We start from the raw sequence: 21,251 nt of genomic DNA on the forward strand, positions 1-21,251 counted from the left end.
GTGCGTTCTCCCTGTTCCTAAAGGCTCAGCTCGGGGACGTCCAGGCGGCGGCCCTCGGCGGAGGACTTCAGGCCCAGCTCGGCCAGCTGCACCCCGCGCGCGCCCGCCAGCAGGTCCCAGCTGTAGGGCTCGTCCAGCACCACATGGCGCAGGAACAGCTCCCACTGCGCCTTGAACCCGTTGTCGAACTCGGCGTTGTCCGGCACCTCCTGCCACTGGTCGCGGAAGGACTCGGTGACGGGCAGATCCGGGTTCCACACCGGCTTGGGGGTGGCGGAGCGGTGCTGCACGCGGCAGTTGCGCAGCCCGGCGACGGCGGAGCCGTGCGTACCGTCCACCTGGAACTCCACCAGCTCGTCGCGGTTGACGCGCACCGACCAGGAGGAGTTGAACTGCGCGACGGTGCCGCCGGCCAGCTGGAAGATGCCGTACGCGGAGTCGTCGGCGGTGGCCTCGTACGCGTTGCCGTTCTCGTCCCAGCGGCGCGGGATGTGGGTGGCGGTCAGCGCCTGGACGGTCTCGACCCGGCCGAACAGCTCGTGCAGCACGTACTCCCAGTGCGGGAACATGTCGACGACGATGCCGCCGCCGTCCTCGGAGCGGTAGTTCCAGGAGGGGCGCTGGGCGGGCTGCCAGTCGCCCTCGAAGACCCAGTAGCCGAACTCGCCGCGCACGGACAGGATCTCGCCGAAGAAGCCGCCGTCGATGAGCCGCTTGAGCTTGCGCAGGCCGGGGAGGAACAGCTTGTCCTGGACGACGCCGTGCTTGATGCCGGCGTCGCGCGCCTGGCGGGCGAGCGCGAGGGCGCCGTCGAGGCCGGTGGCGGTGGGCTTCTCGGTGTAGATGTGCTTGCCGGCGGCGATGGCCTTCTTGAGGGCTTCCTCGCGGGCGAGGGTGATCTGGGCGTCGAAGTAGATGTCGACGGTGTCGTCGGCGAGGACGGCGTCCAGGTCGGTGGAGATGGCGGAGGCGTCCAGGCCGTGCTGGTCGGCGAGCGCCTTGAGGGCGTGCTCGCGGCGGCCGACGAGGATCGGCTCGGGCCAGATCACGGTGCCGTCGGGGAGCGGGAGGCCGCCCTGTTCGCGCAGCGCGAGGATCGAACGGACCAGGTGCTGGCGGTATCCCATGCGTCCGGTGACGCCGTTCATGGCGATGCGGACGGTCCTGCGGTTCGGCGTGTCGGTCATGGGCCGGATTCCCTCCCGGAGCAGCGGCGGCTAGTAAGCGCTTTCTATATGGGGAGACGCTAACCTGCCCACAGCGGATGGGACAAGTGGCAGCACGGAAAGCGGGGCGGAGCATGTCGGTGACGCTGGCGGATGTGGCGGCACGCGCGGGGGTGTCCGCGGCGACGGTCTCCCGGGTGCTCAACGGCAACTATCCGGTGGCCGGTTCCACCCGCTCCCGGGTGCTGCGGGCGGTGGACGAGCTGGAGTACGTGGTGAACGGCCCGGCCAGCGCGCTCGCCGCCGCCACCTCCGACCTGGTGGGGGTGCTGGTCAACGACATCGCCGACCCCTTCTTCGGGGTGATGGCCTCCGCCATCCAGTCCCAGATCGGACCGGACGCGGAGCCGAGAGCGGGACAAGGACAGGGTCAGGGGCAGGGACCTGGGCAGGGGCAGGGAGCGGGGCAGCACGACGCGCCGCACGGCCAGAAGATGGCGATCATCTGCAACACCGGCGGTTCGCCGGAGCGCGAACTGACCTACCTCACGCTGCTGCTGCGCCAGCGGGCGGCGGCCGTGGTGCTGACCGGCGGAACGGTCGAGGACCCCGACCATCTGGCCGCGCTGGCCACCCGGCTGCGGCGGCTTGAGGCGGGCGGCACCCGGGTGGTGCTGTGCGGGCGGCAGCCGCTCTCCGCCCCGGCCCCGGCCACGCCTGCGGAGCAGGACGAGACCTGGGCCCCCTCCCCCGTCGCGCTCACCTTCGACAACTTCGGCGGCGCCCACCGCCTCACCGCCCATCTGCTCACCCTCGGCCACCGGCGGATCGGCTACCTCGGCGGCCCCGCCGCCCGTACCACCACCCGGCACCGCCTGGAGGGCCACCGTGCGGCGCTCACCGAGGCGGGGGTGGCCGGCGACGCGGACCGGCTCACCGTGCACGGCGGCTACGACCGGGCCTCGGGCTACGACGGCGCGCTGGAACTGCTGCGCCGCGAGCCCACCCTGACCGCCGTCGTCGCCGCCAACGACACGGTCGCCCTGGGCGCCTGCGCGGCGCTGCGCGACCGGGGGCTGCGCATCCCGGAGGACATCTCGGTGGCCGGCTTCGACGACCTGCCGTTCGCGATCGACGCGGCGCCCGCCCTGACCACCGTACGGATCCCGCTGCACGAGGCGGGCGCCCGCGCGGGGCGGCTGGCGCTCGGCCGCGAGGAGGCGCCGGCGGGGCGGGTGGCGACCCTCCCCGCCGACCTGATGGTCCGCGCCTCGACGGCGCCGCCGCGCGCCACCTGACCGTACGGGGCCGCCGGACGGGCGGCCGGCCGGGCACCCCCGGACGCCGGATGCCGGACGCCGGAGCCCGGCCGCCCGGCCCGCAATCGGCCCCCGCACCGGCGCTACCCGGCCGGTTCGAACCTCACCTCGAACTCCCCGAGCCCGGCCGTCACAGCCACGGCGTGCTCCGAGGCGATCTCGGCGAAGGCGACCTCGGCCGGCCAGCCGTCCGGCGTGGTCAGCATGGTCATCGGCCAGGGCTCCTCGGCATCGAAGGCCAGCACGGCGGAGGTGGTGCCCTTCGGCAGCTGGGCCAGCACCGTGAAGCTCCCGTCCGTGTCGGTGCCGGTGCAGGCGAGGTAGTAGTCCGCGCCCGAGTGCTCGGTGACCGGGTCCATCAGCGGGCCACCGCCGCGGCCGCATCCGCCGTCCGGGATGGTGCGGTACGCCATCCCGCCATCGGCCGTCCCGACGAGCCAGATCTGCCGGCCGTCCACCTCCCCCGCCAGGAGGTAGCCGTCCTTCTCCAGCTTCTCCGCCAGACTCTCCCGCTGCGCGATGGCGACGGACGCAATCGTCCCCACCAGCACCAGACCGGCCGCCCCCGCGGCCCACCAAACGCGACGCTTCATCGCGAACCCCCGTTCACGCCGAATGTGGTTGATCATGCTCGCATCAATCGCCCGGCCGCGGTACCCCCCGCACGAAAGGTGCGGCTTGTCCCGTTCGCGCTACGGTGGACGCGGAGGGTGACCACATGGCTTCCTTTCGATCACACATCCGCCGGCTCCGGGGCCCGTCCGTCCTGACCCTGCTGCTGCTCTACATCGCCGTCATCACCGTCGTTCAGTACGAGACGTCCTCCGGCCGTCTCGCCCGCTGGTCCAGCTTCTCGCTGCTCGCGCCGCTCGCCGCCGCGGGGCTGCTCCCCCTGGGGCCGACGCTCCTCGTCGCCCTCGTCACCTTCGGCGCCTCCTTCGTGCTGTACGGGTTTCTCGTCCCGCAGCTGTCCATCGGCGGCCGGGTCACCGTACTGACCGCCGTGGCGCTGGCCTGCCTCCTCAGCCTCCTGGTGTGCCGCATCCGCGAGGACCGCGAGCGGCGCGTCGCCCGGCTGATGGTCGCCCGGGAGCGGCTGACCCTGCTCAGCGAGGCCAGCAGCCGGATCGGCAGCACCCTGGACGTCCGCCGCACCGCGGACGAGCTGACCGAGGTCGCCGTCCCCCGGCTGGCGGATCTGGTCACGGTGGATCTGTACGACTCGGTGCTGCGCGGCGAGGAACCCCGTACCCAGCGGTTCCCCGGCCCCGTGACACTGCGCCGGGTGGCGCAGCGGTCGGTGCTGGAGGGCACCCCGGAGGTCATGCTGGAGACCGGCGAATCGCTCCAGTACCCGCCGGAGTCGCCGCACGGCCGCGCCGTGGCCGCCAGCGGCGAGTACCGGGCGCGGGTGCTGGACGCGACGGCGGTCGCCGAGTGGTTCGCGATGGATCCGGAGCGGGCGGCGCGGGTGCGCGAGTACGGCGTGCACTCCGGCGTGGTGGTGCCGCTGCGCGCCCGGGGCGCGACGCTGGGCGTGGCGATATTCGCCCGCCACCGCCGCCCGGAGGACTTCGACCAGGCCGATCTGCTGCTCGCGGAGGAGATCGGCGCGCGGGCCGCCGTATGCCTGGACAACGCGCGCCGCTACACGCACGAGCGGGCCACCTCCCTCACCCTCCAGCGCAGTCTGCTGCCGCGCGGCCGGCCCGATCTGGCCGCCGTGGAGGTGGCGTCCCGCTATCTGCCGGCGGACTCCATGGTGGGGGTGGGCGGCGACTGGTTCGATGTCATCCCGCTGTCGGGGGCACGGGTGGCCCTGGTGGTCGGTGATGTGGTGGGGCACGGGCTGCACGCCTCGGCCACCATGGGGCGGCTGCGGGCCACCGTACGGACGCTGGCCGACATCGATCTGCCGCCCGATGAGCTGCTCACCCACCTCGACGACGTGGTCATCCGGATGCGCGCCGAGAACGAGCAGGACGACTGGCCGGGCACCGGCGTCGAGGACGGGAGGGCGGGGTCCGACGACGGCAGCATGGAGACCGGCGCCACCTGTCTGTACGCGGTGTACGACCCGGTCTCCCGGGTCTGCTCGCTGGCCCGCGCGGGGCACCCGGCCCCCGTCCTGGTGCGGCCGGACGAGGCGGCCGAGGTCATCGATCTGCCGGCCGGTCCGCCGCTCGGGCTGGGCGGGCTGCCGTTCGAGTCCGTCGACATCACGCTCCCCGAGGGCAGCCGGCTGGCGCTGTACACGGACGGCCTGCTGGAGTCGCGGCGGGCCGACATCGATCAGGGGCTGGCGGAGCTGTGCCAGTTGCTGGCCCAGCGCGCGCCGTCCCTGGAGGCGACGTGCGACGCGGTGCTGAAGTCCCTGGTCGACGAGCACCACACCGATGACATCGCGCTGCTGGTCGCCCGTACCCGCGCGCTGTCCCCGGCCCAGGTGTCCACCTGGGAGGTGCCCGCCGAGCCCACGGCCGTGGCCCGGGCCCGCGAGCTGGCCGCCCAGCAGCTGACCAGCTGGGGGCTCGACGACGCGGTGTTCACCACCGAGCTGGTGGTCAGCGAGCTGGTCACCAACGCCATCCGGCACGCGGGCGGCCCGATCCAGCTGCGGGTCATCCGGGAGGGCGGGGTGATCTGCGAGGTGTCGGACGGCAGCAGCACCTCGCCGCATCTGCGGCGGGCCAGGGCGTACGACGAGAGCGGGCGCGGCCTGTTCATCGTCGCGCATCTCACCCAGCGGTGGGGCAGCCGGCAGAGCAGCACGGGCAAGACGATCTGGGCGGAGGTTCCCGAGGAGCCGCAGGACTTCCCCGGGATCGCGGACGTTCCGGCGCTGTGACGGCTACGGGCGCGGGCGCCGGTTCCGTCGCGCGCGCCCGGGGCCGTACGGGGCGGGTCGTCCGGCACCGTCCGGCACGCCCGCCGGGCGCTCACATGGCCAGCGCCCGGGCGAACTCCCTGATCCGCGCCGTCTCGTGGTCGCGGTGCCACACCAGCCCGAGCGCCGACTCGGGCAGCGCCCGTACCGGCAGATAGGTGATGTCGTCCCGCCGGTGGTAGTTCCCGGTGGTGCCGCACAGCAGCATCCCGCCGCGCCCGGCCGCCGTCAGCGACAGGCCCTCCTGGAGGGTACGGACCACCGGGCCGCGCGGCACCGGCCGCCCGCCCGGGGTCCGGGTCGGCGCCTGCGCCTCGCGCCAGTACGCGGGCGCCGGGCCGGCGGCCGAGATCAGCGGTACGGCGGCCAGGTCCTCCGCCGACAGCTCGCCGCTGCCGCCGTCCGCTCCCGCCGCCGCCAGGGGGTGCCGTACCGACAGCGCCAGCCGGTGCCGCTGCCGGGAGAACACCGGCCCCAGCACCAGGTCCGGCTCCGCCACCGGAAGCATCACGACCGCCACATCCACCTCGCCACGCCGCACCGCGCCGAAGGGGTCCGACAGCGGCAGCTCCGTGATCTGTGTGTCGCACTCGGGGAACCGCTGCTGGAAGTCGTTGACCGCGCCCATCAGCCGCCCCACGAACGGCGCCTGGAACCCGACCCGCAGCCGCCCCGCCTCCCCCCGGGCCCGCTCCCGCGTCTCCTCGACGGCGGCCCGCAGCGCCCCGTACGCCGGGCCGAGCGCCGCCCGGAAGTCGGCGCCCAGCGGGGTCAGCGCCACCCGCCGGCTGGTGCGCTCCACCAGCCGGGCGCCGACCCGGCGCTCCAGGGCGGCGATCAGCTGGCTCACCCGGCTCTGCGACACGTACAGCCGCTCGCCGGCGCGGCCGAAGTGCAGTTCCTCGGCCAGCACCAGAAAGCACTCCAGCTCGCGGAGTTCCAGCCCGTCCGGCACCGCCCGCCTCCCGTCGATTCGATGAGCCCCGCTCATAGAAGGGTGAGCACTTGGCCGTTGTTCCCGGCCCTCCGGCGCAGTTGGCTGGACGGCATGACACAAGTAGAAGAAACCGCAGGTCAGCGACGTACTCGGCGCTCCGGGTACTGGCCGGGGGTGGCGGCGGTGACGGGTGCCACGTTCATGGTGGTCACCTCGGAGATGCTGCCGGTCGGGCTGCTCACCCCGCTGGGCCGGGAACTGGACGTCAGCGAGGGGCTGGCCGGGCTGTCGCTGACGGTGACCGGGGTGCTGGCGGCGCTGGCCGCGCCGCTGGTCGCCGCGGGCATCCGGGGCGCCGACCGGCGGTGGGTCATGGTGGCGCTCATGGTGCTGCTGGCCGGGGCGAACCTGCTCTCCGCCTGGGCGCCGAACTACCCGGTGCTGATGGGCGCGCGGGTGCTGGTCGGGGTGGCGATGGGCGGGGTGTGGGCGCTGGCGGCCGGCCTCGGCGCCCGGCTGGCGCCGCCGCACCGCGCGGGCCGGGCCACCTCACTGATCTTCTCCGGGATCGCCGCCGCCTCCGTGCTGGGGGTGCCGGCCGGCGCGTACCTGGGTGAGCTGGCCGGCTGGCGGGCGGCGTTCGTGGGCGGCGGTCTGGTGTCGCTGGCCGTGGCGGGGGCGCTGGCGGTGCTGCTGCCGCCGCTGCCGCCGCAGGGCCGGGCGCAGGGGCTGGGCGGGGTGCTGCGGCTGTTCGGTGACCGGGGCGTCCGGGCGCCGCTGCTGATCGTGGCGCTGCTGGTGACCGGCCACTTCGCCGCGTACACGTACATCCGGCCGGTGCTGGAGGAGACGGCGGGGGTGGCGGGTTCGCCGCTGAGCGGGCTGCTGTTGCTGTACGGGGTGGCGGGGCTGGCCGGCACCTTCACGGCGGGGGCGGTGGTGGGCAGTACCGTACGCGGCACCGTGCTGGTGATCTGCGGCGTGCTGGCGGTGGCGGTGCTGCTGGTGCCGCACCTGGCGTGGCTGCTGCTGGTGTGGGGCGTGGCGTACGGCGGGGTGGCGGTGGCCGGGCAGTCCTGGACGCAGCGGGCGGCGCCGGACGCGGCGGCGCGGGAGGGGGCGAGTTCGCTGTTCGCGACGGTGATCAACCTGGCGATCGCGGCGGGCGCGCTGGCCGGCGGGCGGGTGGCGGACGCGGCCGGGCCGGTGGCGGCGATGTGGCTGGGCGGTGCGCTGGCGCTGGCGGCGCTGGCGGTGACGGTGGTTGTCAGCGCCCCGGAGTAGGGTCGGGCGGCATGACGGGTGATCAGCGGACGCAGCCACAGCGACAGCCCCTCCCCCTGCCCCTCCCCCTGGCGACCGGCCCGCTGGCGGTGCGGCTGCTGGGGTTCGAACAGGTGCCGGAGGACAGCACGTTCGACGACGCGCCGATCTCGTACAGCCTGGTGGCGCTGTGGCACGGGCAGCGGCTGCTGCTGGTCCTGGAGCGGAAGCGCGGCACCTGGGAGCTGCCGGGCGGCAGCATCGAGCCGGGCGAGAGCCCGCGCGAGGCGGCGGCCCGCGAGCTGCGGGAGGAGGCGGGCCAGCTGATCGATCCCGGGGCGCTGCGCTTCGCCGGCTTCGCCAGGACCGCCTTCGCGCACCGCCCCACGGCGTACGGGGCGGTGTACGAGGCGGACACGGCGGAGCCGCTGCCGTTCACGCCGAACGAGGAGATCAAGGCCATCCACTGGTGGTCCGGGGAACCGGGCCTGGCGGACGGCCTGTTGCAGACGGTGGACACCTACCTGGCCGGCCTCTCCCGCCGCCCGGGGCCGGCGGCTCAGTCCACGTAGGCGAGCGCGTCCCGGGCCGCCGGGTAGGCGGTGGCCTCACAGGGCTGGTTCTCCGGCGGGGTTCCGTACATGGTCAGATCCTCGACGAGGATCATCACCCGGGTGGCCCGGTAGTCGTCGGTGTCCTCCGAGCCGATGGCAGCGATTTCGAGGTCGAGCATGCAGGCTTCGGCGGAGCTGTACTGGACGACCAGGGGATGTCCCTCGAAGTCGGTGACCGGCTCCTCGTGGGCCCACTTCAGCATCAGGTCGCTCTCGTTGACGGAGAGGATCAGCCGCCGGGCCGTCAGCTCACCGTAGACACAGGCCTGCTCGTAGTGGGCCCAGGCCTTGAGCGCCCCGTCGGCCGTGGTCAGGCCGGCCGAGGCCAGGGGCTCGTCGCTGACGATGGAGCACAGCTCCGCGGCGGGCACCGACGGCAGCCCGCCGCCCGGCGGAGCGCCGGGCCCGCCCCCGTCGTCCGCCCCGTCCGCCCCGTCCGCCCCCGGACGGCGCCAGAGAATCCGGAACACCCCCGTCGCCCCCGCCACCACCACAGGACGCCATCACCATCACCAACACGGACACCGCCAACAGCGCCCTCTTCCCCCGGACACTCCTCATGGCGGCACCCTACCGCCACCGCCCCCGGGCGGATACGGGCGAAATCCTCCGCTCCCACCGGCTATCCGACCTTCCTGAGCTCCCCGTCGTCGAAGACAGCGACCATGATGAGATTCCCGCCGAGCGCCTGAACGTAGCGGGCGATGACCTCGCTCCCCGAGACCTGCCCGCTCTCGATCTGGGAGATCCGCCCCGCACTGACCGCCATCCGGTCGGCCACCTGCTGCTGGGTCAGTCCCCGCTCCCGCCGCATCTCCACCAGACGCCACGCCCGCGCCTCCGCGACCATGCGCAGCACACCCTCACGGAACGCCTCCGGTCCGCCCGCCAGCGCCTCGGCCTGCTCCCGGTGTCCACTGGCCGACCAGCTGACGAATCCGCTCACTGCCCGTTCTCCCTCTTCCGCTCCGCAAGGTATTCCGCATACCGCCGCTCCGCCTCCGGAATCGCCCGGCGGTACCACTCGTCCCAGTTCCCTGACTTGTCTCCCGCCATCAGCAGGATGGCGGCACGCCATGGGTCGAACATGAACAGACACTCGCACCTCGCTGCGCCCCACGGAGCCCGGACGCAGCTCTTTGAGGTTGTGCAGCACCGAGCCCTTCACTCGGTCGACCAGCGGCCTGCCTTCGGCCGGCCCGACCCGGGAGAGCATCGCGATGGCCTGATTTACCAGCACATACGATGCGCAATCCGCCTTCTCCAGGTCGTTGAGCCACTGATCCACCTCGTCCGTCAGGTAGACCTCCCAGCGCTCTTCCACTGTGGCACCCCCTCCTCTATTTAGCAATAGCTAAACATGGCTGAGGGTCACGTCACCACTCCGTTCAGCCACTGCCACTCGCAGGAGTGACGGCGTAGCCTGCCATCCATGGGGAGAGCCGAGGGTTTTGAGTATCGGGAGCTGGGTGACGGTGCGGTGCGGATCACGCATCGGGGGGTGGTGGCGGGGATGTTGCGGGGGGAGCGGGCCGGGGCTTTTCTGGCCGAGGTCGCGGGGGGTGCCGATCCGCAGCTGGTGATGGCGCGGTGGACCGGCAACTACCGGCGGGGCAACGAGCGCACCGCGCGCCGGCACCCGCGCAACCGCTAACCGGCCACCGGGGCCGTCGCCTCCGTGCCCGCGCCCGCGCCCTCGCCCTCGCCCGCGTAGGTGCGCCACAGCACCGCGTACCGGCCGCCGAGTGCGAGCAGTTCGGCGTGCGTGCCGTCCTCCACCACCGTGCCGTGGTCCAGCACCACCACCCGGTCGGCGCGGGCGGCGGTGGTCAGCCGGTGGGCCACCACCAGCGTGGTGCGCCGCACCGCCAGCCGGTCGGTGGCCCGGTTGACCAGCGCCTCGGTCGCCAGGTCGAGCGCGGCGGTGGCCTCGTCGAGCAGCAGGATGTCGGGCCGTACCAGCTCCGCGCGGGCCAGCGCGATCAGCTGCCGCTGCCCCGCCGACAGCGCCCGGCCCCGCTCCCCCACCGGCTGGTGGAAGCCGCCGGGCAGCGCCGCGATCATGTGGTGGGCGCCGACCGCGCGGGCCGCCGCCTCCACCTCCGCGTCGCTCGCGTCGGGGCGGCCGTACGCGATGGCGTCCCGTACCGTCCCCGCGAACAGATACGGCTCCTGCGGTACGACGCCGAGCCGGTGCCGGTAGCCGGCGAGGTCGAGGGCGCGCAGGTCGGTGCCGTCCACCCGGACCGCGCCCGCCGTCGGGTCGTAGTAGCGGGCGACCAGCTTGACCAGCGTGGACTTGCCGGCGCCGGTCTCGCCGACGAAGGCGACGGTCTGGCCGGCCGGGATGGTCAGGTTCACGCCGCGCAGCGCCTCCTCGCCCGCCTCCTCGGCGGCCTCGGTGCCCTGGTAGGCGAACCGTACGCCGGCGAACTCCACCTCGCCGCGCAGCCGCTCGCCGACCGCCCGGGGCCGGTCGGCGGCCGGGGTGGTGGTGGGTTCGGCCAGCAGCTCCTGGATCCGGCCGAGCGAGACGACCGCCTGCTGGTAGCCGTCGAAGACCTGGGAGAGCTGCTGCACGGGGGCGAAGAACAGCTCGATGTAGAGCAGGTACGCGACCAGCGCGCCGGCGGTGAGCGTGCCCGCGCCGACCCGGCCGGCGCCGACCAGCAGCACCCCGGCCGTCGCCAGGGTGGCCAGCAGCTGCACGAACGGGAAGTACACCGAGATCAGCCACTGGCCGCGCAGCCGCGCCCGCCGGTAGCCGTCCGAGCGGTCGGTGAACCGCTCGTACCCCGCGCTCTCCCGCCGGAACGCCTGCACCATGCGCAGCCCGGCGACCGACTCCTGGAGGTCGGCGTTGACGCCGCCTACCCGCTCGCGGGCCAGCTCGTACGCCTTGACGCTGTGCCGCCGGAAGATGACGGTGCCGATGGTGAGCGGGACGAGGGTGGCGAGCACCACCAGGGCCAGTTGCGCGTCGATGGCGACCAGGACGCCCATGATGCCGAAGAACGTCATGACGGCGACCAGCGCCTGTACGAGGCCGGTCTGGAGGAAGGAGGTGAGGGCGTCGACGTCGGTGGTCATCCGGGTCATGACCCGGCCGGTCAGTTCGCGCTCGTAGTAGTCGAGGCCGAGCCGCTGGAGGTGGGCGAAGATCTTCAGGCGCAGGGAGTACAGGGCGCGTTCGCCGGTGCGTCCCACCGCGCGGATGCCGCCGGCCTGGACGGCCCACTGGGCGAGCACCACCAGCAGGGCGAGGGTGGCGGCGGCCCAGACCGCGCCGTACGCGGCCTTCTCCACGCCCTGGTCGATGCCGTGCCGGATGAGCACGGGCAGCAGGAGCGAGGCGCCGGCGTCGGCGATGACCAGCAGGAGGGCGAGCAGCAGCGGGGTGCGCAGTCCGGCCAGCAGGCGGCGCAGTCCGTAGCCGCCGGTCTCGGGGCTGGTGGCGGCGTCCTCGTCGATGTCGGGGGTATCGGTGGCGGGGGGCAGCGAGGCGACCTGGGCGAGGAGTGCGGGGTCGGCGGCCGTGCCGCCCATGAGGGAGGTGGCGGTGGCGTCGGGTGCCGCGGCTTCGCGCTGCCACAGTTCGGGGGTGATGCCGTTCGGTGCCCCTGCCTCGCCGTCGCCGTCGCTGTCGCCCGTCGCGAGTCCGGCCGGGTCGCGGGGGGTGGTCCCCCACTCCTCGGGGTCGCTCAGCAGTCGCCGGTACAGCTCGCTGCGTTCGGTGAGTTCGGCGTGGGTGCCGGTGTCGGCGAGCCGGCCGCCGTCCAGGACGGCGATGCGGTCGGCGAGCTGGAGGGTGGACAGCCGGTGGGCGATGAGGAGGGTGGTGCGGCCTGCCATCACCGAGCGGAGCGCGTCGTGGATCTCGCGTTCGACGCGGGCGTCGACGGCGGAGGTGGCGTCGTCGAGGATGAGCAGCCGGGGGTCGGTGAGGATGGCGCGGGCGAGGGCGACGCGCTGGCGCTGGCCGCCGGAGAGGGTCATGCCCTGTTCGCCGACGACGGTGTCGTAGCCGTCGGGCAGGGCGCGGATGAACTCGTCGGCCTGGGCGGCGCGGGCGGCGGCGATGACCTGCTCGTCGGTGGCGTCGGGGTGGCCGTAGGCGAGATTGGCGCGGATGGTGTCGGAGAACAGGAAGCTGTCCTCGGGCACCAGGCCGATGGCGGCGCGCAGTGAGTCGTACGTCAGCTCGCGGGTGTCGTGGCCGCCGACCCGGATGGTGCCGCTGTCGGGATCGTAGAAGCGGGGCAGCAGCAGGGACACGGTGGATTTGCCGCTGCCGGAGGGGCCGATGACGGCGAGGGTCTCGCCGGGTTCGATGCGCAGCGAGAGGTCGGTGAGGACGGGGGTGGCGCCGGGGCCGTTGCCGTAGCCGAAGCCGACCCGGTCGAATTCGACGCTGGCGGGGGCGTCGGCGGGCAGCGCGCGGGCGTCGGGGGCTTCGGTGATCTCGGGTTCGGCGTCGATGAGTTCCAGGACGCGTTCGACGCCGGCCCTGGCCTGCTGGCCGACGGTGAGCACCATGGTGAGCAGCCGGACGGGGCCGACGAGCTGGGCGAGGTAGGTGGAGAAGGCGACGAAGGTGCCCAGGGTGATCTCGCCGCGGGTGGCGAGCCAGCCGCCGAGGGCGAGCATGGCGACCTGGCCGAGGGAGGGGATGGCGTTGAAGGCGGGGACGAAGCGGGCGTTGAGCCGTACGGTGCGCAGCCGGGCGGCGAAGAGGTCGCGGCTGATGGCGCGCAGCTTGCCGCGCTCCTGTTCCTCCTGTCCGAAGCCCTTGACGACGCGGACGCCGGTGATGGCGCCGTCGACGACGCCGGCGACGGCGCCGGCCCGGTTCTGGGCGTGCCAGGTGGCGGGGTAGAGGCGGCGTCCGCTGAGCCGGGCGATCCAGATGAGGAGGGGGACGACGGCGAGGGCGACGAGGGTGAGCAGCGGGGACAGCACGAGCATGACGACGAGGGAGACCGCGAAGAGCATGAGGTTGCCGATGACCATCGGCATCATGAAGAGCAGGCCCTGGATGAGGCTGAGGTCGCTGGTGGCCCGGCCGACGACCTGGCCGGTGGAGAGCTGGTCCTGGCGGCGGCCGTCGAGGCGGGTGAGGGAGCGGTACATCGCGGTGCGCAGGTCGTGCTGCACGTCGATGCCGAGCCGGCCGCCGTAGTAGCGGCGGGCGAAGGTGAGGCCGTAGATGACGACGGCTCCGGCGATGAGCAGGCCGATCCACAGGGCGAGGCCGCCCTGGCCGCCGATGACGATGTCATCGATGATGATCTTGGTGATGAGGGGCATGAGGGCCATGACGCCCATGCCGGCGAGGGACGCGCCGAGGGAGAGCAGCATGTTGCGGCGGTGCAGCCAGCAGTACGCGGTGAGCCGCCGTACCCAGCTCTGACCGCTGTGCTCCTTGTTGGTGTCCGTGCCGGCTTCCGCCACCTGCTGCCTCCCGTGGACCCGTCTTCGTGCCGCAGTGCTCAACACCGGGCCGGGGCCATTTCATCCCACCGCAACAGTGTGAAGAAATGGATTTGCGGGCTCCACGCGACGGTCCGTATCGTCTCACTCATGTCGTGCTTCAACTCGATCGTGAACGGGCTGCGCGCCGCCGCGTGGCAGCCCCAGCTCAGCCCCCGCCCGCGCGTGCGGCGTCCGGCCCTGGTCCGCCAGGACTCGCCCGACGCCTGAACCGTTTGATCGCGCAGTCCTCACGCCACCAGGGCCGTCCGGTGTCAGCAATCGACACGGACAGGCCCGCCGCCTTGGCGATGCCTGTCCTCACCCCCGAGGACATCACCCGTGGCACGCCGTCGCCTCACCCTTTCGCAGAATTTTCTGCGCCACCCCGCCAGCATTCGGACGATCGTGCGCGCCTCCGGCGTGCGCCCCGGCGATCTGGTGGTGGAGCCCGGCGCCGGAGAGGGGCACCTCTCCCGCGCGCTGGCCGCCACCGCCGACCGGGTCATCGCCTACGAGATCGACCCCGCGCTGGCCGACCGCTTCCCCGACCACCCCCGCATCCGGCTGATCCAGGGAGACTTCCTGCGCGCCACCCCGCCCCGCGAGCCGTTCGCGGTGGTCGGGAACATCCCGTACTCACGGACCACCGACATCGTGCGCTGGTGCCTGGCCGCGCCCCGGCTGACCTCGGCCACCCTCCTCACCCAGCAGGAGTACGCCCGCAAACGCACCGGCGACTTCGGCAACTGGCCGCTGCTGACCGTACGGAGCTGGCCCCGGTACGCGTGGCGGCTCGGGCCGCGCGTGCACCGCCGGCACTTCGTCCCGGTGCCGCGCACCGACTCGGCGCTGCTGCATCTGGACCGCCGCCCGGCACCGCTGCTCCCGGCGGCGGACCTCGGCGCGTACGGCGCGTTCGTCGACCTGGGCTTCACCGGAAAGGGCGGCTCCCTGCACGCGACCCTGACCCACCACTACGGCCGGCGCCGCACCCGGCCCCTGGACCTGGACCGCGATCTGCCGTGCGGCCTGGTCCCACCGGACCGGTGGATCGCGCTGTTCCGGGAACTGCGCCGCTGAGGACCGGCGTCGCCGGCGGGCGGCCCGGCCCATGGCACCCTGCCCAGATCAATTCGGAGAGTGGTACGTTATCAAGTACCACTCTCCGAAAGGGCCACGCCATGTCCATCACCGCGAGCGAGGCTCGCAAGGAGCTCTTTCCGCTGATCAAGCGGGTCAACGAGGACCACGACGCCGTCGAGATCGTGTCCCGGCACGGCAACGCCGTACTCCTGTCCGCCGAAGACTATGCCGCCCTGCGCGAGGGGTCGTACCTGCTGCGCTCTCCCGCGAACGCCCGCCGCCTGCTCAAGGCGTACGAGAACGCCCTGAGCGGCCTCCATGTCTCCGAACGCGAGCTGATCGACCCACAGGCGCCGGATGCCGGGACGGGCGCCGGGTGAGGCTGGTTTTCGAGGAGCAGGGCTGGGAGGACTACACCTCCTGGCTCAAGAACGACCGCAAGACGCTCGCCCGGATCAACAAGCTCATCGACGACACCAGGCGCGACCCCTTCACCGGGATCGGCAAACCCGAGCCGCTGAAGTACCACCTGCCCGGGGCCTGGTCCCGGCGCATCGACGACGAACACCGCCTCGTCTACCTGGTCACGGACCGGGAGATCATCATCCTGGCCGCCCGCTACCACTACTGACGGCGGCCCGGGCCGGGCCCGCCCCAACTACGCTGCCGACCATGGACAGTGAGGAGTTGCCGGGCGGCCTGGGCAGCGGCGGCGCCGTGCGGCGGCGGGGCACGGTGGTGAGCCGGCCGGCCCCGCCCAACGCCCCCGCCCTGCACGCGCATCTCCGCGCCCTGCGCCGGGCCGGGTTCGAGGCCGCCCCGGAGCCGGTCCGGCTGACCGGCGACGGCCGCGAGGAACTCACCTTCCTGCCCGGCGAGGTGGCGGTGCCGCCGTTCCCCGCCTGGTCGTGGACCCCCGGCGCGCTGCGCTCGGTGGGCGCGCTGCTGCGGGCGTTCCACGCGGCGAGCGCGGCCGTGCCCGTCGACCCGGGCGCCGGCTGGTCGCGGGAGCTGGCCGACCCCGAGGGCGGCCCGCTGCTGTGCCACAACGATGTCTGCCGGGAGAACGTCGTCTTCCGCGACGGCCGGGCCGCCGCGCTGATCGACTTCGATCTCGCGGCGCCCGGCCGTCCGGTCTGGGACGTGGCGATGGCCGCCCGCTACTGGGTGCCGATGCGGCCCGGCGAGACGGCCGACGCGCCGGGCCGGCTGCGGGTCCTGGCGGACGGGTACGGGCTGGGGGCGGCGGAACGCGCCGAACTCCCCGCCGTGATCGAGCAGGCCACCGCCGTGGGCCGGGCCTTTGTGACCCGCAGGGTGACGGCGGGCGAGGAGGGGTTCGTCCGGCTGGTGGCCGCCCGGGGCGGCTGGCGCTACTGGGACCAGCTCCAGGAATGGCTCGCCGCCCACCGCACCGCCTTCACCGCCGCCCTCACCACGACCACAACCACGCAGAACGGGGACTGACCCGGGCCCGGTCGAGCCGCCGGGCGCTGCCGGCCACCCGCGACCCGCGACCCGCGACCCGGATCGTGCGGGCCGGGCTCGCGGTGGGGGCCGGCGGCCGAGGGCACGGCGGAATCCCGCCTCGTCGCGGTTCGCCGGCCCCGGCACAAGCACGCTCGCCGCCGGGCGTCAGCCCGCGCGCAGCGCACGGGCCAAGGTGGTGATGCCCTCGGTGATCTGGGCCGGGGCGCTGGCCGCGTACCCCAGGACCAGGCCGGGCGGCCCCGGGCGCTGCCGGTGCCAGGACAGCGGCTGCACCTTCACCCCGTGCGCCAGCGCCGCCGACGCCAGCTCCCGATCCGGCCGGTCCCGTACCAGCGGCGACCCCGGCGAGAACGTGATCATCAGATGCACGCCGGCCGCCGCGCCGTGCACCCGCACCCCAGGCAGCGACCGCTCAATGGCCTCGATCATGGTGTCCCGCCGGTGCCGGTGCCGCCGCCGCACCATCCGCAGCTGCCGCTCCAACTCCCCCGACTCCATCAGCCGGGCCAGCACCAGCTGCGGCAGCACCCCGTTCCCCAGATCGGTGAACCGCTTCGCGGCCACCAGCGCCTCCCGGTAGCGCGGCGGCGGCAGCAGCCAGCCGATCCGCAGCGCGGGGGCCAGCAGCTTGGAGACACTGCCGGTGTACGCGACCGCCTCCGGCAGCATCGTGCGCACCGCGGGCACCGGCGGGCGGTCGTACCGGTGCTCGGCGTCGTAGTCGTCCTCGACGATCAGCCCGCCGCGCTCCCGCGCCCACGCCATGAGTTCCCGGCGGCGCTCCCCGCTCAGCACCACCCCGGTGGGGAACTGGTGTGCGGGGGTGAGGAGTACGGCCCGGGCGCCGCCGGCACGCAGCGCGTCGACCCGTACCCCGTCCTCGTCCACCGGCACCGGCGGCATCACCATCCGGCCGTGCCGCAGATGCTGCCGGGTGCCCAGCGAGCCGGGCTCCTCGACGGCGATCTGCTCGATGCCGTCCTCCCGCAGCACGGGGGCCAGCAGGCTCAGCGCCTGGGACACCCCGGCGAGGATCAGGATCTCGGCCGGGTCGGCGGAGATGCCCCGAATGCGGGCCAGCCAGTGGGCGACGGCGGTGCGCAGCGCCGGCGCGCCGCGCGGGTCGCCGTAGCCGAGGTCGGCCGCCGACAGGCCGTCGAGCACGGCGCGTTCGGCCCGCAGCCAGGCGGCGCGGGGGAAGGCGGCCAGATCGGGGACGCCGGGGGTGAAGTCGAACCGGGCGGTGGCGGCCCGCAGCGAATCGAACACATCGGTGCCGGGCGCGGCGCCGAAGAGGGCGCCCTCCGGCAGCGACGCACCGGTGGTACGCGTATCCCGTACCACGGGGGGCGCGGGGCGGGCCGGCGGCACCGGGACCGGCGCCGCGACCACCACGGTGCCCGCTCGCCCCCGCCCGGCGATATGGCCGTCCTCGCTCAGACACTGGTACGCCTCGGTCACCACGCCGCGCGACACCCGCAGTTCGGCGGCCAGCACCCGGCTGGCGGGCAGCCTGCTGCCCACCGGCAGCCGGCCGTCCGCGATCGCACGGCGGATCTCCCGCCCCAGCCAGTCGGCCCGCCCCCCGGGCGGCGCCTCCTCGATGCGCAGCTGAAGAAAGTCCGAGCCCGCTTTGGCCCCGTGGAGATCCCTCTCATTGGACCTGTCCATCAGACCATTGTGCGCCGAGGCTGAGCGCATGAACAGCACCACGACAACAAGCCGTTACGTCCACGGCTACTCGGCGCGGGAGACCCGCCGCCTCGGCGACCAGGCCGACTCCCTCGCCACCCTGCTGCACTACGACACCGGCTATCCGGCCGGCAGCCAGGTCCTGGAGGCCGGCTGCGGGGTGGGCGCGCAGACCGTGCATCTGCTGGCCGCCAGCCCGGGGATCCGGCTCACCGCTGTCGACATCTCGGCCGAATCGCTGGAGCGGGCCCGCGCCCGGGTGGCGGCGGAGTTCCCGGACAGCGACGTGACCTGGCGGCAGGCCGATCTGCACCAGCTGCCCTTCCCCCGGGGCGCGTTCGACCATGTCTTCGTCTGCTTCGTGCTGGAGCACCAGCCGGACCCCGAGCGCACCCTGGCGGCGCTGCGCCGGGTGCTGCGCCCGGGCGGCACCCTCACCGTGATCGAGGGCGACCACGGCGCCATCGTGCTCCACCCGGAGAGCGAGGCCGCCCGCGCGGTGATCGGCCATCATGTACGGCTGCAAGCGGCGGCGGGCGGGAACACCCTGCTGGGGCGGCAGTTGCAGCCGCTGCTGGGCCGCGCCGGGTTCACCGGGGTGACGGTCACCCCGCGCACCATGTACGCGGACGGCACCCGGCCCGCGCTGGTGGACTCCTTCACCCGCAACACCTTCATCGCGATGATCGAGTCGTTCCGCGCCGACGCCCTGGCGGCCGGGCTGACCACCGGGACGGAGTGGGACCGGGGCATCGAGGACCTGCACCGCTGCGCGGCGGACGGCGGGACGTTCCAGTACTCCTTCTTCAAGGCCACCGCCACCAACCCGGCATGACGATGATCCCGATCCTCGCCGTCGCCGTGCTGACGATCTGGGCCGCGCTGGAGCGCAACCACCGCCGTGCCGCCCGCCCCACCCGGGATCTCGCGGGCAGCACCGACCTCGTGGACCGCGACGCCGAACGCACCGAGGCGGACCTGAGAGCCGCCGGTCCGGACTGCGGCTAGCCGGGACCGGTTGCCGCCCGCCGCTTCGGGCCGGGGCAGCGGGGCGTCCCATCACGGCGTGGCCTCGCCCCGGTTGCGGGCGCTGAACTCCTCGGGTGTCCGTTACCGCCCGGGACCAGCGCCCGCACCACACCACGGGACGCGGCGCGTTCGGCGCCGCGCTCCGCGCGGCGTGGTCCGCGCGGCCCACGCCCGTGGCCCCTGGTGCGTCATGGGCGACAGCGCAATGGTGAGCCTCGCTCCCCGATCGGGGCGGGGGCCGGACGGGAGCGGCATCGGCGTACGTACGGTCCCGCTCGCCGGTTGACGGACGGCGCGGCTGTCCTCGCCGCTCCGCGCGGCGGGGGAATCGCTAAGCCGCAGCCGCCGCAGCCGCCGCCTCCTCCGCCGCCGCGCAGCGCGCCGCCAGCTGGTCCAGGGGGAGGTCCAGGGCCTGGGCCAGCGCGGCCACGGTGAAGAAGGCCGGGGTGGGGGCGCGGCCGGTCTCGATCTTGCGGAGGGTCTCCGGCGAGATACCGGCCACCAGCGCCACCTCCGCCATGCTGCGTTCGCCGCGCGCGGCCCGCAGCAGCAGGCCCAGCCGCCGGCCGCGTTCGCGCTCTTCGGGGGTGAGTGGAGTACGTACCATGCTCGTGATACTAATACCGGTATAGTAATTGGCTATCCGGGAGGAGCACCAGCCATGGTGGAGATCAAGAACGACGCGGCACTGGACGCCATGCGCGAGGCGGGCCGCGTCGTCGGCCAGGCGCTCGCCGCCGTACGCGAGGCCGCCGCGCCCGGCGTGTCCCTGCTCGAACTCGACGAGATCGCCCACCAGGTGATCCGCGACGCCGGCGCCAAGCCCGCGTTCCTCGGCTACCGGCCCAACTTCGCTCCCACCCCCTACCCCGGCGCCATCTGCGCCTCCGTCAACGACGCCATCGTGCACGGCATCCCCACCGCCTACCGGCTGCGCGACGGCGACCTCGTCTCCATCGACACCGGCGCCCACCTGGCCGGCTGGACCGGCGACGCCGCCGTCAGTTTCACCATCGGCCGCCCCTCCCCCGCCGACGCCCGGCTGCTGGAGACCACCGAGCGCGCCCTGGCGGCCGGCATCGAGGCCGCCCGCGCCGACGGCTCCCGTACCGGCGACATCGCCCACGCCATCGGTACGGTCGCCCGCGCCGCCGGCTACGGCATCCCGCAGGGCTTCGGCGGCCACGGCATCGGCCGCGCCATGCACGAGGACCCGCATCTCCCCAACGAGGGCCGCCCCGGGCGCGGCTTCCCGCTCAAGCACGGCCTGGTGCTGGCCATCGAGCCCATGCTGCTGGCCGGCGGCACGGACGGCTTCCACGAGGACCGCGACGGCTGGACCCTGCGCACCGATGACGGCTCCCGCGCGGCCCACTTCGAGCACACCGTGGCCATCACGGACGACGGACCCCGTATCCTCACGCTGCCCTGATCCCCGAGATCACAGCTCGGCGACGGGGCCCCCGCACCGCGCCGGGCGGGGCGATACTGGCCGTATGCCGTCCGTGTCCTTCGCGCCCCCGCCCTCCCGCCCGGAACTGATCGACCACCTCATACGTGCCCGCATCGCCGGGGAGGTGGCCACCCCGCGGGAGAACAACCTCGCCCACTACCGCGAGCTGGCCAACGGCAACCGGCACTACTGGCTCGGCCTCGAACTCGGCGACCGCTGGGCCGACGAGCAGGACGTCCTCGCGGTGATGGCCGAGCGGTGCGGCGTCGACGAGGACCCCGAGCACCGGCAGGGCCAGGACACCATCGACCCCGAGCTGACGGTCGACGCCCTGGAGCGCGCCGCGGCCACCCTGCGCAAGGCGGCCGACGGCCGGCAGCGCGTCCTGCTGGCCACCGGCCACCCCGGCGGGCTGCTGGACGTGCACGCCCGCACCGGCTTCGCGCTGGCCGGGGCCGGCTGCGACATCGTCAAGGTGCCGATCGGGCTCACCGCCGACGAGGGCGTGGTCGCGCAGATGGCGGGGGTCGCGATGTACGAGCGCGGCGCGACCCTGTGGCACACGCACTCGCCGCGCCCGATGGCGGCCATCCTCGACGCGCTGGCGGCGGACGGCCAGGCGCCGCCGGATCTGGTGGTCGCCGATCACGGCTGGGCGGGCTGCGCGGCGCAGTACGGCATCGACACCATCGGATACGCGGACTGCAACGACCCGGCGCTGTTCGTCGGGGAGGCCGAGGGCACCCTGTCGATCTGCGTACCGCTGGACGATCATGTGACCAATCCCCGCTATTACGAGCCGATGACCGCCTATCTCCTCCACGCGGCCGGGCTGCTGACGTAGG

Annotated in this window: 21 protein-coding genes and 1 pseudogene; 13 read left to right on the forward strand and 9 right to left on the reverse strand. The window is 73.8% G+C overall.

Features of this window, described 5'->3' with window-relative positions; all coding sequences use genetic code 11:
* Nucleotides 1–17: 17 nt before the first annotated feature.
* The gene (locus tag AC5WRL_RS10765; RefSeq protein WP_496088179.1) at nt 18–1,187 is read right to left on the reverse strand and encodes a Gfo/Idh/MocA family protein; all 1,170 of its coding nucleotides are present in this window, start codon (nt 1,185–1,187) and stop codon (nt 18–20) included.
* A gap of 113 nt (nt 1,188–1,300) precedes the next feature.
* Between AC5WRL_RS10765 and AC5WRL_RS10770 the strand changes: the two genes are divergently transcribed.
* Nucleotides 1,301–2,464, forward strand: coding sequence for a LacI family DNA-binding transcriptional regulator (locus AC5WRL_RS10770; RefSeq protein ID WP_496088180.1), 1,164 nt, complete (start codon nt 1,301–1,303; stop codon nt 2,462–2,464).
* A 104-nt stretch (nt 2,465–2,568) separates the two neighbouring features.
* On the opposite strand, the gene AC5WRL_RS10775 is transcribed toward AC5WRL_RS10770, so the two are convergent.
* Entirely contained in the window at nt 2,569–3,078 is a 510-nt protein-coding gene (locus AC5WRL_RS10775) for a hypothetical protein (protein WP_496088181.1), read from the reverse strand.
* A 125-nt stretch (nt 3,079–3,203) separates the two neighbouring features.
* On the opposite strand from AC5WRL_RS10775, the gene AC5WRL_RS10780 reads away from it, so the two are divergent.
* The gene (locus AC5WRL_RS10780) at nt 3,204–5,333 is read left to right on the forward strand and encodes an ATP-binding SpoIIE family protein phosphatase (RefSeq protein ID WP_496088182.1); all 2,130 of its coding nucleotides are present in this window, start codon (nt 3,204–3,206) and stop codon (nt 5,331–5,333) included.
* 91 nt (nt 5,334–5,424) lie between these two features.
* Here AC5WRL_RS10780 and AC5WRL_RS10785 read toward each other — a convergent pair whose 3' ends face one another.
* Complete coding sequence (locus AC5WRL_RS10785; protein ID WP_496088183.1) at nt 5,425–6,327, reverse strand: LysR family transcriptional regulator; 903 nt, start codon at nt 6,325–6,327, stop codon at nt 5,425–5,427.
* Between the two features lie 156 nt (nt 6,328–6,483).
* Here AC5WRL_RS10785 and AC5WRL_RS10790 point away from each other — a divergent pair, with 156 nt between their 5' ends.
* Nucleotides 6,484–7,593: an MFS transporter gene (locus tag AC5WRL_RS10790; protein ID WP_496088449.1), complete on the forward strand. Its 1,110-nt coding sequence runs from the start codon at nt 6,484–6,486 to the stop codon at nt 7,591–7,593.
* Between the two features lie 11 nt (nt 7,594–7,604).
* Nucleotides 7,605–8,144 (forward strand): NUDIX hydrolase, encoded by a 540-nt coding sequence (locus AC5WRL_RS10795; RefSeq protein ID WP_496088184.1) that lies wholly within the window; start codon nt 7,605–7,607, stop codon nt 8,142–8,144.
* Here the strand turns inward: AC5WRL_RS10795 and AC5WRL_RS10800 are convergent.
* The 3 genes and pseudogenes from AC5WRL_RS10800 to AC5WRL_RS10810 all read right to left on the reverse strand — a co-directional run bounded on the left by AC5WRL_RS10800 (nt 8,132) and on the right by AC5WRL_RS10810 (nt 9,510).
* The gene (locus tag AC5WRL_RS10800; protein WP_496088185.1) at nt 8,132–8,656 is read right to left on the reverse strand and encodes a hypothetical protein; all 525 of its coding nucleotides are present in this window, start codon (nt 8,654–8,656) and stop codon (nt 8,132–8,134) included. The two genes, AC5WRL_RS10795 and AC5WRL_RS10800, sit on opposite strands and share 13 nt — an antisense overlap.
* Nucleotides 8,657–8,808: 152 nt before the next feature.
* A complete protein-coding gene (locus AC5WRL_RS10805) occupies nt 8,809–9,132 on the reverse strand; it encodes a helix-turn-helix domain-containing protein (RefSeq protein ID WP_496088186.1) in 324 nt (107 codons plus the stop codon).
* Nucleotides 9,129–9,510 (reverse strand): annotated as a pseudogene (locus tag AC5WRL_RS10810) (type II toxin-antitoxin system RelE/ParE family toxin). The gene AC5WRL_RS10805 and the pseudogene AC5WRL_RS10810 overlap by 4 nt, the downstream one beginning before the upstream one ends.
* A gap of 108 nt (nt 9,511–9,618) precedes the next feature.
* On the opposite strand from AC5WRL_RS10810, the gene AC5WRL_RS10815 reads away from it, so the two are divergent.
* Nucleotides 9,619–9,840, forward strand: coding sequence for a hypothetical protein (locus AC5WRL_RS10815; protein WP_496088187.1), 222 nt, complete (start codon nt 9,619–9,621; stop codon nt 9,838–9,840).
* Here AC5WRL_RS10815 and AC5WRL_RS10820 read toward each other — a convergent pair.
* On the reverse strand, nt 9,837–13,544 hold the full coding sequence (locus tag AC5WRL_RS10820; protein ID WP_496088450.1) for an ABC transporter ATP-binding protein: 3,708 nt from the start codon (nt 13,542–13,544) through the stop codon (nt 9,837–9,839). The two genes, AC5WRL_RS10815 and AC5WRL_RS10820, sit on opposite strands and share 4 nt — an antisense overlap.
* 453 nt (nt 13,545–13,997) lie before the next feature.
* Here AC5WRL_RS10820 and erm point away from each other — a divergent pair, with 453 nt between their 5' ends.
* From erm to AC5WRL_RS10840, 4 genes are all read left to right on the forward strand, one after another.
* Nucleotides 13,998–14,738, forward strand: coding sequence for a 23S ribosomal RNA methyltransferase Erm (gene erm / locus AC5WRL_RS10825; protein ID WP_496088188.1), 741 nt, complete (start codon nt 13,998–14,000; stop codon nt 14,736–14,738).
* A 101-nt stretch (nt 14,739–14,839) separates the two neighbouring features.
* Nucleotides 14,840–15,121, forward strand: a complete 282-nt coding sequence (locus AC5WRL_RS10830) for a type II toxin-antitoxin system Phd/YefM family antitoxin (RefSeq protein WP_496088189.1) — start codon at nt 14,840–14,842, stop codon at nt 15,119–15,121.
* Nucleotides 15,118–15,372 (forward strand): Txe/YoeB family addiction module toxin, encoded by a 255-nt coding sequence (locus AC5WRL_RS10835; RefSeq protein WP_496088190.1) that lies wholly within the window; start codon nt 15,118–15,120, stop codon nt 15,370–15,372. Before AC5WRL_RS10830 ends, AC5WRL_RS10835 begins: the two co-directional genes overlap by 4 nt.
* A gap of 41 nt (nt 15,373–15,413) precedes the next feature.
* Nucleotides 15,414–16,208, forward strand: coding sequence for a phosphotransferase enzyme family protein (locus AC5WRL_RS10840; RefSeq protein ID WP_496088191.1), 795 nt, complete (start codon nt 15,414–15,416; stop codon nt 16,206–16,208).
* A 168-nt stretch (nt 16,209–16,376) separates the two neighbouring features.
* Here AC5WRL_RS10840 and pdxR read toward each other — a convergent pair whose 3' ends face one another.
* Nucleotides 16,377–17,903 (reverse strand): MocR-like pyridoxine biosynthesis transcription factor PdxR, encoded by a 1,527-nt coding sequence (gene pdxR, locus AC5WRL_RS10845; RefSeq protein WP_496088192.1) that lies wholly within the window; start codon nt 17,901–17,903, stop codon nt 16,377–16,379.
* Between the two features lie 28 nt (nt 17,904–17,931).
* Here pdxR and AC5WRL_RS10850 point away from each other — a divergent pair, with 28 nt between their 5' ends.
* Together AC5WRL_RS10850 and AC5WRL_RS10855 are read left to right on the forward strand one after the other, a co-directional pair.
* Entirely contained in the window at nt 17,932–18,759 is an 828-nt protein-coding gene (locus AC5WRL_RS10850) for an L-histidine N(alpha)-methyltransferase (protein WP_496088193.1), read from the forward strand.
* A complete protein-coding gene (locus AC5WRL_RS10855) occupies nt 18,756–18,932 on the forward strand; it encodes a hypothetical protein (RefSeq protein ID WP_496088194.1) in 177 nt (58 codons plus the stop codon). Before AC5WRL_RS10850 ends, AC5WRL_RS10855 begins: the two co-directional genes overlap by 4 nt.
* A 352-nt stretch (nt 18,933–19,284) precedes the next feature.
* Here the strand turns inward: AC5WRL_RS10855 and AC5WRL_RS10860 are convergent, their stop codons facing one another.
* Nucleotides 19,285–19,560 (reverse strand): helix-turn-helix domain-containing protein, encoded by a 276-nt coding sequence (locus AC5WRL_RS10860; protein ID WP_496088195.1) that lies wholly within the window; start codon nt 19,558–19,560, stop codon nt 19,285–19,287.
* Between the two features lie 54 nt (nt 19,561–19,614).
* Between AC5WRL_RS10860 and map the strand changes: the two genes are divergently transcribed.
* Together map and AC5WRL_RS10870 are read left to right on the forward strand one after the other, a co-directional pair.
* The gene (gene map / locus AC5WRL_RS10865) at nt 19,615–20,385 is read left to right on the forward strand and encodes a type I methionyl aminopeptidase (RefSeq protein ID WP_496088196.1); all 771 of its coding nucleotides are present in this window, start codon (nt 19,615–19,617) and stop codon (nt 20,383–20,385) included.
* A 64-nt stretch (nt 20,386–20,449) separates the two neighbouring features.
* Nucleotides 20,450–21,250 (forward strand): phosphatase, encoded by an 801-nt coding sequence (locus AC5WRL_RS10870; RefSeq protein ID WP_496088197.1) that lies wholly within the window; start codon nt 20,450–20,452, stop codon nt 21,248–21,250.
* Nucleotide 21,251: the final 1 nt, after the last annotated feature.

This window comes from Streptomyces sp. NTD107 (assembly GCF_059510435.1).

What these genes read in the sequence shown, in the direction of transcription:
- AC5WRL_RS10830 (WP_496088189.1), top strand. Translation starts at nt 14,840, where the DNA reads ATGTCCATCACCGCGAGCGAGGCTCGCAAGGAGCTCTTTCCGCTGATC.
- pdxR (WP_496088192.1), bottom strand. Translation starts at nt 17,903, where the DNA reads ATGGACAGGTCCAATGAGAGGGATCTCCACGGGGCCAAAGCGGGCTCG.
- map (WP_496088196.1), top strand. Translation starts at nt 19,615, where the DNA reads ATGGTGGAGATCAAGAACGACGCGGCACTGGACGCCATGCGCGAGGCG.
- AC5WRL_RS10815 (WP_496088187.1), top strand. Translation starts at nt 9,619, where the DNA reads ATGGGGAGAGCCGAGGGTTTTGAGTATCGGGAGCTGGGTGACGGTGCG.
- AC5WRL_RS10860 (WP_496088195.1), bottom strand. Translation starts at nt 19,560, where the DNA reads ATGGTACGTACTCCACTCACCCCCGAAGAGCGCGAACGCGGCCGGCGG.
- AC5WRL_RS10870 (WP_496088197.1), top strand. Translation starts at nt 20,450, where the DNA reads ATGCCGTCCGTGTCCTTCGCGCCCCCGCCCTCCCGCCCGGAACTGATC.
- AC5WRL_RS10820 (WP_496088450.1), bottom strand. Translation starts at nt 13,544, where the DNA reads ATGCTGCTCTCCCTCGGCGCGTCCCTCGCCGGCATGGGCGTCATGGCC.
- AC5WRL_RS10850 (WP_496088193.1), top strand. Translation starts at nt 17,932, where the DNA reads ATGAACAGCACCACGACAACAAGCCGTTACGTCCACGGCTACTCGGCG.
- AC5WRL_RS10770 (WP_496088180.1), top strand. Translation starts at nt 1,301, where the DNA reads ATGTCGGTGACGCTGGCGGATGTGGCGGCACGCGCGGGGGTGTCCGCG.
- AC5WRL_RS10780 (WP_496088182.1), top strand. Translation starts at nt 3,204, where the DNA reads ATGGCTTCCTTTCGATCACACATCCGCCGGCTCCGGGGCCCGTCCGTC.
- AC5WRL_RS10765 (WP_496088179.1), bottom strand. Translation starts at nt 1,187, where the DNA reads ATGACCGACACGCCGAACCGCAGGACCGTCCGCATCGCCATGAACGGC.
- AC5WRL_RS10840 (WP_496088191.1), top strand. Translation starts at nt 15,414, where the DNA reads ATGGACAGTGAGGAGTTGCCGGGCGGCCTGGGCAGCGGCGGCGCCGTG.
- AC5WRL_RS10775 (WP_496088181.1), bottom strand. Translation starts at nt 3,078, where the DNA reads ATGAAGCGTCGCGTTTGGTGGGCCGCGGGGGCGGCCGGTCTGGTGCTG.
- AC5WRL_RS10795 (WP_496088184.1), top strand. Translation starts at nt 7,605, where the DNA reads ATGACGGGTGATCAGCGGACGCAGCCACAGCGACAGCCCCTCCCCCTG.
- AC5WRL_RS10855 (WP_496088194.1), top strand. Translation starts at nt 18,756, where the DNA reads ATGACGATGATCCCGATCCTCGCCGTCGCCGTGCTGACGATCTGGGCC.